Source organism: Raineya sp., assembly GCF_053497555.1.
The window spans coordinates 1-12,792 of sequence record NZ_JBRCWE010000008.1 but is presented as its reverse complement, the minus strand read 5'-3'; the positions used below and the strand labels follow the sequence as shown (position 1 = coordinate 12,792).

Sequence of the window (12,792 nt, the reverse complement as noted above, 5' to 3'; positions counted from 1 at the left end):
TAAAGGCTATATCACCCAACTCAAACCCTATTTTCAGGAAAAAAAAGTAAAGTTGATTACCAAAGTTCGCAAAAATATGAAACCTGAAAAGTTGAGCCAACAAGAGCAATACTTCCTCGCTAAAAGAGGTTTAATTGAAGCCGTGATTGACACGCTCAAAAACGTGTGTCAAATTGAACACACAAGGCATAGAAGTCCTAAAAACTTTCTGGTCAATTTGTGGTCTGGAATTATTGCCTACAAATTCCTAGATAAAAAGCCCACTATTAGAGATTTTCAAGAAAAAAATCTACTTACAAATTTTGAACTTTTTCAAGATATTGCCGCTTAACTCACGTTAATTCAAGTATTTGCATCAGCAAGAATAACTTGCCGCAAAGTTCAATGGTGTGAAAATTAGATTTTTGCGTTTTTTCTTGCAAATTTTCCTCAAATTTCCTTTTTTGCTATCAGTTTTTTTAGCACTTTTGTACCCCTGCTCCACTAAAAACATATAAAAACTGAACGCTTTGTACCCTTTTTCAAAAAAGGTGCGGTTTGTATTTTTGTCAAAAACTTCATAATTCTTTTTGCTGTGCTTAAAACTACAACTCATAATTATCCTTCAATGAATAAAGATTGCAAGAGTGTTTGGGAAAATTGTTTGAAAACTATACGGAGTTCTTTGCCTGAACACACTTTCAACACGTGGTTCGTGCCTATTGTTCCTTTGAGTTTGCACAACAACACACTTACCATTCAAGTACCCAGTCCTTTTTATTACGAATACATTGAAGAAAACTATTTAGAAATTTTACGAAAAGCCATAGATAAAGAGCTCGGACCCGAAGGAAAGTTGGAATATTCGGTAGTAGTGGATAAAGGCAATGCCCAGAGCTTGCCCAAAACAATGACCGTACCGAACACCAAAATTGAATTGGATATCAAACCCCTTGAAAATAAAACAAACCCTGATTTGCAGAAAAGGAAAATGCAAATCTTGAAAGAATATGAAGGTTTTTTCAGGGATATTCAGTTTAATGAAAATTATACTTTTGATAACTTCGTAGAAGGCGATTGCAACCGCTTGGCTCGTGCCGCTGGGCTTGCTGTTGCCAAAAAACCAGGGGTAACGGCTTTCAACCCACTGATGCTCTATGGCGGAGTAGGTTTGGGAAAAACACACTTGGTTCAGGCAATTGCTAACCACGTCCGTTTCAATTCTCCTGAAAAAATTGTGGTGTATGTTTCTTCCGAAAAGTTTGTCAATCAGTTTATTGATGAAATTAAAAACGACAAAATACAGAAACTTACCAACTTCTATCTGCAAATAGATGTGCTGATTATTGATGACGTGCAGTTTTTGGCAGGTAAAGTAAAAACCCAAGAAATGTTCTTTCATATCTTCAACCATCTGCATCAGCACGGCAAGCAAATCATAATGACCAGCGACCGCCCGCCCAAAGAATTGCAAGGTTTGGAAGATAGGCTTCTTTCTCGGTTCAAATGGGGGCTTACTGCCGATTTACAACAACCTGATTTTGAAACACGTATCGCTATTATTCTAAAAAAACTGCAAAACGAAGGTATTGAAATTAGCTATGATGTAGTTGAATATTTAGCCCATAATATAGACAGCAACATTCGGGAACTTGAAGGCGTGATTGTTTCGCTACTGGCACGCTCTAATCTGGAACGCCGAGAAATTGATTTACAGCTGGCTCGCGAAACCATTAAACACATTATCCAGAAAGTAGATGAACGCCGCCCCGAAACGGCTGATGTAGATATTGAAAACATACAGAAAGTAGTTTGCCAGTATTTTAATGTAAAAGAAGAAGAAATCAAAGGCAAGAGCCGAACTCAAAATATTGTCAAAGCTCGTCAAATTGCAATGTACCTTTGCAAAGAATATACGGAACTTTCCTTGAAAGCGATTGGTTATCATTTTGGCGGTAGAGACCACAGCACTGTCATTCACGCTATCCAAACTATCAGCGATTTGATAGAAGTAGATAGCTCCATTCGGCAAGATGTGAGTGCTTTGATGAAAATTATTGGAAAAAATGAATAAAACGTTATAACTATTCCTTATGCTTCAACCAACAAATTATTTTATGCACTATTCTTTGCATTATATTCCTGAACGCACTCAGAAACCCCGCCAAGTAGGTCTGACGATGGTAATGGATAAGGGTTTGAGCGTCAGGCAGGTAGAAGACCTTCTTGAAGTAGCAGGCGATTATATTGATATGGTGAAGCTCGGTTGGGCTACTTCTTATGTTACAGCGAATTTGAAGGAAAAATTAGAAGTTTATAAAGCGGCAGGTATTCCTACGTATTTTGGGGGTACGCTTTTTGAGGCTTTCATTATTCGCAAGCAATTTTCCGATTATCAGAAACTTTTAGATAAATACCAAATGCCCTACGCCGAAGTTTCTGATGGTTCTATTGAATTGCCTCACGAAGAAAAATGTAAATATATCAGCGAACTTGCCAAGCAGGTAGTTGTACTTTCGGAAGTAGGCTCCAAAGATGCGGAAAAGATACTTGCTCCGTACCAATGGATAGAACTAATGAAAGCAGAATTGGAGGCAGGTGCTTGGAAAGTAATAGGCGAAGCAAGAGAATCGGGTACGGTAGGGCTTTTTCGCAACTCGGGTGAGGTGCGTCAGGGGCTTGTGAAAGAAATTATTCATACTATTCCTTCGGAAAAAATTATATGGGAAGCCCCTCAAAAATCGCAACAAGTTTGGTTTGTGAAACTTTTGGGGGCAAATGTTAATTTAGGTAATATCGCTCCTAACGAAGTGATTTCCGTAGAGACTATTCGTTTAGGCTTGCGAGGCGATACATTCACTCACTTTTTACCCGAAGAATTGCTCTGATTTCAAGTTGTTGAAGCTACAAGGTTAAAAAGCAAAAAGTTCAGGGTTTGATGTTCAAGCCTTTAAGAGCTTTATCTCTCGTTTTTTCTCTCCGACATTTATTTTCTAAAATCCTGTTTCCTGCGTCTTGTTTCTTGTTTCCTTACTGCAAACTATACATACAATTATACAAAAAAACTTGAACTTCAAACCCTCAAGCCTTAAAACCCTTCTCAATGAGCTTTCATCAGGCAATCGCACTCAAACACTTGGTCGGCAAATTTTTTGAGTTCGGGCATTTCTTTACGAGCCAGTAATCTGCCCTGCCGAGCTATCAGGTACAAGCCCAATAAAACCACCGTACAAAGCCCTGCTACATAAAAACCCCAAGGTTCTTGCTCTATCATTACTTGCGAAATACCAAGCATTAGGCTAATAAAAATACTCGTAGAAGTAACTATCAGAAGAAATGCTACAAGCATCCATATAGGCGAAACGGGTGTGAGTAGCACCCGCACCAGCGTAGTGTTATTTTGCAAATTTTCCTCCAAACCGATTTCCATATAGGGTGTCCAGAGGCGGTGTTTGTGAGCAGGAAAGCGAATCTGAATGTGAAAATCTGTCAGTACCCCTGTAAAACCTTCGGGATTGTTTTCATTGAGTTCTTTTCGGAACTTTTCAATAATTTCATTTCGGCTCATTTCGCTTGTAAAACGGAAACGAGGGCGTAAGGCTAAACTTTGTGCGTCCATAAGCATAATTTTTTAGCGAAAAAGTGTGTTTTAGTGAAAGAAAACAATGTCTGCCGAAAGTAAGAAAATTGATTTTTATCAGAATTTTCGTAAATTGCTACTTTCTGAACTTCAAACTATCCAGTTTTTGATATGCAACTCAGTCTTGAAAAAATCCGTCAGTTTGGAAATATAGAACTGCTCGCCAAACAGCTCGTAGAGGGCTTTATTACAGGAATGCACCGCTCCCCTTTTCACGGCTTTTCGGTAGAGTTTGCCGAGCATAGACTTTACAACACCGGCGAAAGCACACGACACATAGATTGGAAGGTTTTTGCCAAAACCGATAAACTTTTTATCAAACGCTACGAAGAAGAAACCAACTTGCGTTGCCAAATTCTGATAGATGTTTCTTCTTCAATGTTTTACCCCAAAGCTACCAAGGGCAAACTTACTTTTTCGGTAATGGCGGCGGCGGCATTGGCACTTATGCTCCAAAAACAACGCGATGCCGTGAGTATTGCCACTTTTGATGATAAAATCATTGAGCATACCCCCTGCAAATCAACACAAATTCATTTACATCAAATTTTTCTTTTGCTTCAAAATTTGCTCAATGCAGAAAGCAATTTGCAAAAAACTTCAGCTACCAAAGTTTTACACGAAATCGCAGAAAAAATCCACAGACGCTCGCTGGTGATTATTTTCAGCGATATGTTTGAAGATGTAGAAAACCCACAAGAACTGCTTACTGCTCTGCAACACCTCAAACACCGAAACCACGAGGTTATTCTTTTCCACGTTACCGATAAAGCTACTGAAAAAGAGTTTGCTTTTGAAAATCGCCCTTATGAGTTTATTGATTTGGAAACAGGCGAAAAAGTTAAATTACAGCCACAAGCCGTAAAAGATTTTTACAGAGAAAAAATTTTGCAGTTTTCTCACGAGCTTAAAATGAAGTGCGGACAATACAAAATTGATTTTATTGAAGTAGATATTGCCCGCCCCTTCGAGGAAGTATTGTATGCGTATATGGTGAAAAGAGCCAAGATGCATTAAAACTCGTGCAATCGGGGTGCGATATTCATTCGCAAGCCCAAAGAGGTGAAAGTAGTGTTTTTGTAAGGCATTGTAGCATCATCATTTTGGCTACGGCGAAAAACTTGTTTTAGCTCCACAAAAACATTGTGCCAAGCCTGATAGCTTATTGTAGCATCAAGAAAAATAGTTTTGGTACTTAAACCCTGACCAATTTTATTGCCGTATTCTTGCACGCGTGTGCGATTATCCAGAAGCAAATTTCCACCCCAATTCAAGCCATCTGTATCCAAGCCATAATTAGCATAAAAGAGTTTGCCTATAAAATTGAGCTTAGCAAGAGGCTGATAACGCAAAATACCCACAAATTCATAAAAATTTGCTCCCAAAGGGTGTGCAAGCGGTTGCTGATAATGCGTGTAAGACTTGAAATTATTATCTTGTGTGTAAGTATAAGGACGTGCAAAATTAAATTCTGCTTGTAAATCTAAGTTTTTGATAGTGAAGGCGTTGATGTATTTCAAACCGATTTGTCCTGCATATTTATTTGCCCACCAGCCCCGATTGGCACGAATTTCCCGAATGAGAAACTCGTCTAACACAAATTGTCCGTAAAGCGAAAAACTGCGTGCAAAGTTCCACTTAAAATCTGCCCCCAAAAGTACATTATCAGGGCTTCCGAGCTGCTGTTCTACGGAACGATAAAAAATGATAGGGTTCAGATAGTTCAAATCAAAGCTATTGTTGGTGAGTGTATCTCTTTGCCCGAAAATGACGGTTTCAAATACACCTACATTGAAGTTTTTAGAAACATTCAAGCTCAAATGGTGTTTGGCAAGGTACTTTTTAGGACGCAAGCCATCGGCATTAAGCACTTGGGCAGTCATTTGGGCAAAAATATTTTGGTAATTGAGTTTCCACACATTGGTATTGATTTTCAGAAACAAATAATTTGCCGCAAAATCAGAGAGTATCATTGAGCGATAGCCACTGCCCATCAGGTTTCTATCGTGTCCGAACTGCACATCAATATTTCGGATAGGCTGAAAAGCAATATAGCCTCGGGCGTGTATAAAATCTACATCTGTAGGCTCGGCACGGTCTCCGTCTTTGTAATAGCCTTCCTGCGGTACGGCATCAAACTTTCTGATTTGAGCCTGCACATATTTGGGAAAAGAGGCTTGATTATCAGTCATAAAGGTATAAAAACCAATTTTTTGGCTAATCATACCCCTTACTTCTACCCCACGCGTATTGAGGTAGGTGAGTTTGTCGGTGTTATTATCTTTGCCCACCGAAAAAGCCAATACAGGATTTACGTGTAAATCAAAATCTTGGGCTTGTACGTGATAAAAATCAGATTTTTGACGATAAAATTTTTTCCAAAAATTTTGAGGAATTTCGGCAGTATCTTTACGAAACCACTCCCAGTTATCTTGCTCCAAGTATGCCAAGTTAAATTTATCTACTTCGGAAAGGCTTTGCGTGCTATCTTGCTGAAATTTTTGCAAAAAATCGGCAATTGCCGAACGCTTGTAAGGCTTGATGTGCGAATGAAAAGCCTGAAACAACCTCCCCGACTGAATTTCGTACCGCTCTAAAAGATGATAATAATCGCTATTGAGTGGTGCATACACCGATTGGCTAAAAGCAGATTGTACAATAAACAAAAATAAAATGCAGTTTGCAATACACGTGATAGACTTTTTCATAAATTTTTGTATTGGGTTTATGATTAGGGCTACATTTACAAGTTTTCTTACAAAAATGAAATTTACTGACTGCGAGCGACATCATCGCTTATTTCTCTAATTTTTTACTAAAATTTAACCTCTAAAACTAACCTTTCATCTCCCCTCCTTTCTGAAATCATCAAAATCTTCTTTATTCTGAAACTCATAGATATTCAGCACAATTACATTGCCTCGGCTTCTGCCTTCCGTGATTTTTTCACAAAGCCACTCATAATTCGGGAAGGTCAAATGTTCAAACCAAATGCTTCCGTAGCCCTCTTCGGAAATGTAACTCACCAAAAAATAACGCATAAAATTATCTTTCATAGCCAAACACCAAAATTTCCTTAAAAAAACTTTCCGTAGAACATCACTATTGTCAGGAAAAAGTTTTCATATTGCCCGCCATAGATTTTATCTTTGAAACGATTGTGAGCCCACTCTGCTCGCAAACCCCATTTTTTTTGCCAAACTGCTTGTAAAAAATACTGACGCGGATTGAGGGTAGCAGGCACAAGATAACCCAAAAAAGATAAATCTCTGGATTCCAAGCCTGTTTCAAGCCAGATTTGAGGATTTGCCCAACGCAAACCTATCCAAGAACCCGAAATAGCAGGACTTACGCCATCATTACTAAATTTCAAAGGAACAATGTAAAAGCCCACTGCGTTTTTTGTATTTATCTGATAACTTGCCCCTGCACCCACGCCAAAATGATACCCCAATAGCCACTCGCTTGCTTGCTCAATTTGCTTTCTGCGAAAGCCCATTTGCAATTCGCTCACAAATACATCTCCCACTCGCCAACGCTTATTTTCAGGCAAAATTTGCAAAAAGTGCAGTACATTAGAAGCCATTAGTCTGCTTTGCAAGGCAATGCCATAATTGTTTCTTTCCTGCTTTTCGTAGCGGATAGTTTCATCGGGCAATCTTTGTACTGCCCAATTATTGGTAAAAGCATAGGCATATCGCAAACCGCCACTCCATTCAAAATAAGGCAATAAATGCAAACTATCTTGGGCTTGTAAGCATACACCAAAGAAAATTTTGCACAAAACCCAAACTAATTTTTGGCAAATTTTCACAAAAAAACTAATTTGTGCCAAAATACAAAAAAATGAGAAAAACTAACACCCTTTGGCTATTTTTGTTTTGGATAAACAGTAGCTTTTTGCTTGCTCAAACAAGTATTGAAAGCATTTTCCCTCTGAAATGGAAAACTTATGTAGGGCAAACTACTTACAGAACGAATATTTTACTACATCAGAATAAAATTTGGCTTGGCTCTAATGGTAATACTTTGGATAAAACCTCCCAAGATGAATTTGACGCAGTTTTTTCCATTGATGCCCGAACAGGACAAGTCGTGCAAAAAATTCAGCCTTTAATTCCAAATGGTCAGAAAAAAGATTTAAGCGATTTAGACGTCAATGGCATTGCAATTGATGAGAATAAACTTTATTTTGGCATTGATGAAGGTTATTTTTATGCCTACGACCTTTCACAAAATAAAATTTTGTGGCAATATAAAACCCCTTTTCTTGAAAATATTGAAAACATTGGCAACGTAGAAGGTTGCCCTGTGGTGATAGACCTAAACCAAGACGACGAAAATGATGTTGTTTTTAGTGTAAGAGGTAGAGGTATTGTGGCTCTGAATGGCAAAACGGGCAGTCCGCTGTGGGTGCAAATTCTGACCAATGATAACGGAGCGTTCCTGACAAGCCCCTTGTGTGTTGATGTAAATGCCGATAATATTCCTGATGTTATCAGTGGTGGCTGGAATGCAACTTCTATCGAGCGGGAATCTTTGCTGTATGCCCTAAATGGTAAAAACGGCGAGATTATCTGGAAATATACCTTGGGAACAGGCTTGAAAAGTTCGCCCATTTTGGTAGAAAAAGGTGAAAAGAAAGCAATTGTAGTGGCTTCTACCTACTCGGTAGTGCATTACATAGATTTACAAGGGAAACACTTATACGCTTTGGATTTGAATTTGCCCAGTGGGGCTATTTCGGGCTTGTATGCGGCAGTAACGCTCAGCCCCAACGAAACGCTTGCCATAGGCAGTTCTTGGTGGTCGGGAAATGATGACGGCTTATGGATAGCTCATCTGCAAAAAGCTGAAATTGAAAAGGAAAATCGCTACGGATACCGAATTGTAAGCAACAAGGCTCAAACGTTCTTTCCCGCTAATCGTATAACAGCCTCGGCAGTGGTAGGGCAAATAAATAGCAAAAAATCTTGGCAAATTGCCGTTCCTACGGAAAAAGGAGAACTTTTGCTATATGACGAAAATACACGCAAACTAGAACGCTACAAAATACCCTCAGGTTCAGAATGTACGCCACTTCTTGCAGATATTGATGGCGATAAAAAATTGGAATTGCTCATTGCTTGCTACGACGGCTATTTGTATTGCTATGATTTGCCTTTCAAGAAAGCAAAAGTTTTTTCAGGACAATTCAGACAAGACAACCGCAACCGGGCAACCCTGAAACTCAACAAAAGCAAGTAAGCTAATAGCAGAAAACAAAAGCGAAACTTTTAGTTAGGAAAGATATGTAATTTTAAGTCTTAACCCTCAAACTTTTGGACATATAATCAGGCTGACAATGTTTTTTGTAGGAAAATTGACGATAGAAAAAAAATGCACACCATTATACCCTTTGAGCGATGGCTGGAATACTACGACCCTGCAACCGACAGGAAAAGCCCTTTTTTTGGCAAAGAGTACAACTTTGATGTATATTCCGACACTATCTATGGCTATTACATAGACCCCGCTTGGGACTGCATTGGCTCACCTACCCTGTATATCAAAATTCTTTATGCAGATTACAAGCAAAGATTTGCTATTTTTGAATTTATTGGCGAATGGAACGACGCCATTGAAAACGATATAATGATACTCAAAACCAATATTATCAATCCTCTGCTCAAAAAAGGTATTCAAAAATTCATTCTCATAGGCGAAAACGTACTCAATTTTCACGGCTCCGATGATTGCTATTACGAAGAATGGCTGGAAGATGTAGAAGATGGCTGGATTGCCGCTATCAATTTTCGTGATTTTGTTTATGAAGAGTGGCAAAAATACCGAATAGATTGGTATATCAATTTTGGAGGAAATTTGGAAATTCCTGATTGGAGAACCTATACCCCCCAACAACTCTACGAAAAAGTTAATAAAATTATTTCCTATCGCCTTTCAATGTAAGATTTTACCAAAAAATATTTGCAAATTTCTTGCTTTTTTTTATTTTTGTACAAACTCTGTATAACAAACTTGTTTCAAAAAACTATGAAAACAAGTTTGAAAAGTGTAAGGTTTGATGTTTGAAGGTTTGAACTTCAAACGCTTGAGCTTCCAAACAGATTTTCGTTCAAAACATTAAAAACTATACCTGTTGCTTTAATAATTCTGCCTAAATGGTGTATTTTTTATCTTTTTTTTGTGCTTTATTTTTTCTTTCTATAGCTAATGGGCAGGGTATTGAAGCTACTTTATCCCAAGCTACCGATAAGGAAAAAATTACTGCTTACGAAAATGAAGCCCAGAAACTGCGTGAGCAGAACCCTCCTTTGGCATTTTCTTATGCTCAAAAAGCCCTTGCTCTTTCCGAAAAAATCAAAGATACCGCCTCTATGGCTTTCAACAATACCCTTATTGGAGTTTTGTATAAAAATATGGGCGATTATGACAAAGCCATTATGCACTACACAAGGGCTATCCCGCTGAACGAAGCCGCCAAAAACCCACAGGGCAATGCGGGTATTTACAACAATCTGGCTTTTGTGTATCGTTTGCAAGGCAAATATTCTCTTTCTCTTTCCTACTATTTGAAGGCTTTGGAATTTTTTGAAAGCGACCCCAAATTTGCCAAGCAAAAAAGCAATGTACTTAATAACATTGGCAGTTTGTATCAAGACCAAAAAAGCTACGAAAAGGCTCTCGACTATTTCAACCAGTCTTTGGAAGTAGCTCGGCAAATTGGTGATACCCTTGGCATTGCTTTTGCCTACAACAATATGGGCGAAGTGTATCTCAAACAAGAAAAATTTGCAGAAGCCAAGCAAAACTTTTTCATTTCTTTGATTTGGAAAAAGCAGAAAAATCATATTCGTAGCATTGCTTCGGGCTATGGTAACTTAGGATTGGTGTATCAGCAAGAAAACCGCTTAGATTCGGCTTTATACTACTTTCAGGAAAGTTTGAAAAACTATGAAAAAATTAAAGATTTGAACGGACAAATAGATATTCTTTTGCGTTTGGGCGAGTTTTGGGATAAACAAAGCAGACACCCAAACGCCTACGAAAGTTACAAGAAAGCCCTGGAACTTTCTCTACAAATTGGTGCTAAACCTCTTACCCAACAAGCCTATAAGTTTCTTTCAGAACATTACGCCAAACAAAAAGATTTTCAAAAAGCCTTTGATTTCCGCTTGCAGTACGATAATATCAAGGACTCGCTGATGAATATGGAGCAAATTCGCAACATCAACGAAATGCAAGCCAAATATGACGACTACTCCAACAAAAAACAAATCGAACTTTTGCGTATCGAGAAAAAAGTTTTTGAACTGCAACACCGAGAAAACCAGAGAGAAAAATGGCTTCTTTTTGGAGGTATCGGAGTGCTTACGCTTTTGCTTGCAGGTGCTTTGTGGGCTTTTCGCCTTAAACAAAAAACAGCCCGAAAGTTAGGAGAAAAAAATGCTACAATTGCCAAATCATTAGACGAAAAAGAAATGCTTTTGAAGGAAATTCATCACAGGGTAAAAAATAACCTGCAAGTTATTTCCAGCCTTTTGCACCTGCAAGGGCATAAAGGAGGAAACCCCGATGAAGTTATCAAGAAAAGCCAAGACCGCATACAAGCAATGGCGATTATTCACGAAAAACTCTATAAGTCTGAAAATTTACAATCTATCAGCCTTGCCGAATACATTGAAAACCTAATGGCTTATTTTGAAAAAACCTACGGATTGCAAGAAAAAAATATCCGTGTAGAAATGCAAGTAGAGCCGATTTTCTTGGATATTGATAAACTCATTCCTTGCGGGCTTATTCTCAACGAAATTATCACGAACAGCATTAAATACGCCTTCAACGAAGGGCAACAAGGCATTATCAGTATTTGGGCAAGCCTGAAAAACGGCATTTGTCAGCTTCAGCTCAAAGATAATGGCAAAGGCTTACCCGCTGATTTCAATCCACAAAAGAGCAAATCTTTGGGTTTGCGTTTAGTAGATGGGCTTGTCAAGCAAATCAAGGGTTCTTGGCAAGTGCATACCCAAGAAGGTACGAGTTTTTCTATTCAATTTGAACCAATGCTTAAAGTGGCATAAAGCAAATTGAGAAATAAAGGTTCAAGCTGTTAAGAATTTTCCAAGTTCAAAATTCAAAATTTATGGTAATTATTTACGTTCAAAAAGTTTAAATGTACAAGTGTTTGAGGTAAAAGTTTTACTCAGTCTAAAAGTCCAATGTTCTAAATCTTGTTTCCTGCCTCTTGTTTCCTGTTTCTATACTACAAATTAAACCTAAACAATTACGATTTATGAAAAAAGTGCTTGTTGTAGAAGATGAATTTTCTATTGCATTAGATTTAGAAACTTATCTCTTGCAGTGGCAATATGACGTAGTGGGAATAGCCAACGATTACGAAGAAGCTGTACAACTGCTTGAAACACATAAGCCTCATTTAGCACTTGTAGATATTACGCTCAAAGGCGATAAAACAGGGATTGACTTTGCCCATTATGCCTACAAATTTGCCAAAATTCCTATTATTTTTCTTTCTGCCCTTGCCGATGAAAAAACGCTTGACGAAGCGATGCAAGCTCGTCCCTTTGCCTATCTTACCAAACCTTTCAAAGAAGTGGATTTGAGAAACACACTCAAAATTGCCTCACAACAACACGATACTATCAAACTCGCATTTCTGGAGCAAAATGTTTCCGAAGGTCTGGATAACCATAAACTTTCTTGGGAAGATACTTTTTTCGTTAAAGACAAAGGTAAGTTACATTCTGTAAAGGTGAAAGAAATTCTTTGGGCTGAAGCTCTGGAAAACTATACCGTGATAGTTTTGCCTGAAAAAAAGATTGTAACCAATATGCTTCTGAAAGACTTTGAAGCCAAATTGCCCAAAGAACATTTCTTGCGGGTGCATAGGTCTTATCTGGTGAGTTTAGATAAAATTAAAAGAATGGAAGAGGGCTACCTGTTTATTACAGATGTACCCATACACATTAGCAAAAATCATAAAGAAGAACTCTGGACTAAAATCAGAGTATTGTAGTCGTCCCTTAAAAAGTCCGTTTAGAAAAAATTAAAGAACAACAATAGAAATTTCCTTCCGAAAAAGTGAATTTTAAGATGTTTTTTTCGGGCTTAGAGCGATGATGTCGCTCTAAGCGACATCATCGCTTGCTACC

12 protein-coding genes are annotated in these 12,792 nt (G+C 38.2%); 8 read left to right on the top strand and 4 right to left on the bottom strand.

What is annotated here, in order from left to right; all coding sequences use genetic code 11:
- The 3 genes from ACWITO_RS00995 to ACWITO_RS00985 form a co-directional block, all read left to right on the top strand.
- A partial coding sequence (locus tag ACWITO_RS00995) for a transposase (RefSeq protein ID WP_448528145.1) occupies positions 1–331 on the top strand: 331 nt, incomplete at its 5' end.
- A 276-nt stretch (positions 332–607) separates the two neighbouring features.
- Positions 608–2,053, top strand: a complete 1,446-nt coding sequence (gene dnaA / locus ACWITO_RS00990) for a chromosomal replication initiator protein DnaA (protein WP_448528144.1) — start codon at positions 608–610, stop codon at positions 2,051–2,053.
- A gap of 43 nt (positions 2,054–2,096) precedes the next feature.
- Positions 2,097–2,867 carry a phosphosulfolactate synthase gene (locus ACWITO_RS00985; RefSeq protein WP_448528143.1) on the top strand — a complete coding sequence of 257 codons (771 nt, stop codon included), beginning with the start codon at positions 2,097–2,099 and terminating at the stop codon, positions 2,865–2,867.
- A gap of 212 nt (positions 2,868–3,079) precedes the next feature.
- Here the strand turns inward: ACWITO_RS00985 and ACWITO_RS00980 are convergent, their stop codons facing one another.
- Positions 3,080–3,598: a hypothetical protein gene (locus ACWITO_RS00980; RefSeq protein WP_448528142.1), complete on the bottom strand. Its 519-nt coding sequence runs from the start codon at positions 3,596–3,598 to the stop codon at positions 3,080–3,082.
- A gap of 132 nt (positions 3,599–3,730) precedes the next feature.
- Here ACWITO_RS00980 and ACWITO_RS00975 point away from each other — a divergent pair, with 132 nt between their 5' ends.
- Entirely contained in the window at positions 3,731–4,636 is a 906-nt protein-coding gene (locus ACWITO_RS00975; RefSeq protein ID WP_448528141.1) for a DUF58 domain-containing protein, read from the top strand.
- Here ACWITO_RS00975 and ACWITO_RS00970 read toward each other — a convergent pair.
- The 3 genes from ACWITO_RS00970 to ACWITO_RS00960 all read right to left on the bottom strand — a co-directional run bounded on the left by ACWITO_RS00970 (position 4,633) and on the right by ACWITO_RS00960 (position 7,403).
- Positions 4,633–6,327, bottom strand: coding sequence for a hypothetical protein (locus ACWITO_RS00970; RefSeq protein ID WP_448528140.1), 1,695 nt, complete (start codon positions 6,325–6,327; stop codon positions 4,633–4,635). The two genes, ACWITO_RS00975 and ACWITO_RS00970, sit on opposite strands and share 4 nt — an antisense overlap.
- 135 nt (positions 6,328–6,462) lie before the next feature.
- Positions 6,463–6,675, bottom strand: coding sequence for a hypothetical protein (locus ACWITO_RS00965; RefSeq protein ID WP_448528139.1), 213 nt, complete (start codon positions 6,673–6,675; stop codon positions 6,463–6,465).
- Between the two features lie 20 nt (positions 6,676–6,695).
- Positions 6,696–7,403, bottom strand: coding sequence for a hypothetical protein (locus tag ACWITO_RS00960; protein ID WP_448528138.1), 708 nt, complete (start codon positions 7,401–7,403; stop codon positions 6,696–6,698).
- A gap of 62 nt (positions 7,404–7,465) precedes the next feature.
- On the opposite strand from ACWITO_RS00960, the gene ACWITO_RS00955 reads away from it, so the two are divergent.
- From ACWITO_RS00955 to ACWITO_RS00940, 4 genes are all read left to right on the top strand, one after another.
- On the top strand, positions 7,466–8,866 hold the full coding sequence (locus ACWITO_RS00955; protein ID WP_448528137.1) for an outer membrane protein assembly factor BamB family protein: 1,401 nt from the start codon (positions 7,466–7,468) through the stop codon (positions 8,864–8,866).
- 132 nt (positions 8,867–8,998) lie between these two features.
- Positions 8,999–9,568, top strand: coding sequence for a hypothetical protein (locus tag ACWITO_RS00950; protein ID WP_448528136.1), 570 nt, complete (start codon positions 8,999–9,001; stop codon positions 9,566–9,568).
- 212 nt (positions 9,569–9,780) lie between these two features.
- Positions 9,781–11,700, top strand: a complete 1,920-nt coding sequence (locus tag ACWITO_RS00945; protein WP_448528135.1) for a tetratricopeptide repeat protein — start codon at positions 9,781–9,783, stop codon at positions 11,698–11,700.
- A 212-nt stretch (positions 11,701–11,912) separates the two neighbouring features.
- Positions 11,913–12,656, top strand: coding sequence for a LytR/AlgR family response regulator transcription factor (locus ACWITO_RS00940; protein WP_448528134.1), 744 nt, complete (start codon positions 11,913–11,915; stop codon positions 12,654–12,656).
- The last annotated feature ends 136 nt before the right edge of the window (positions 12,657–12,792 follow it).

Excerpts from the sequence above, each read along its gene's own strand:
- ACWITO_RS00980 (WP_448528142.1), bottom strand. The coding sequence starts at position 3,598 with ATGGACGCACAAAGTTTAGCCTTACGCCCTCGTTTCCGTTTTACAAGC.
- ACWITO_RS00985 (WP_448528143.1), top strand. The coding sequence starts at position 2,097 with ATGCACTATTCTTTGCATTATATTCCTGAACGCACTCAGAAACCCCGC.
- ACWITO_RS00955 (WP_448528137.1), top strand. The coding sequence starts at position 7,466 with ATGAGAAAAACTAACACCCTTTGGCTATTTTTGTTTTGGATAAACAGT.
- ACWITO_RS00965 (WP_448528139.1), bottom strand. The coding sequence starts at position 6,675 with ATGAAAGATAATTTTATGCGTTATTTTTTGGTGAGTTACATTTCCGAA.
- ACWITO_RS00975 (WP_448528141.1), top strand. The coding sequence starts at position 3,731 with ATGCAACTCAGTCTTGAAAAAATCCGTCAGTTTGGAAATATAGAACTG.
- ACWITO_RS00945 (WP_448528135.1), top strand. The coding sequence starts at position 9,781 with ATGGTGTATTTTTTATCTTTTTTTTGTGCTTTATTTTTTCTTTCTATA.
- ACWITO_RS00950 (WP_448528136.1), top strand. The coding sequence starts at position 8,999 with ATGCACACCATTATACCCTTTGAGCGATGGCTGGAATACTACGACCCT.
- ACWITO_RS00970 (WP_448528140.1), bottom strand. The coding sequence starts at position 6,327 with ATGAAAAAGTCTATCACGTGTATTGCAAACTGCATTTTATTTTTGTTT.
- dnaA (WP_448528144.1), top strand. The coding sequence starts at position 608 with ATGAATAAAGATTGCAAGAGTGTTTGGGAAAATTGTTTGAAAACTATA.
- ACWITO_RS00940 (WP_448528134.1), top strand. The coding sequence starts at position 11,913 with ATGAAAAAAGTGCTTGTTGTAGAAGATGAATTTTCTATTGCATTAGAT.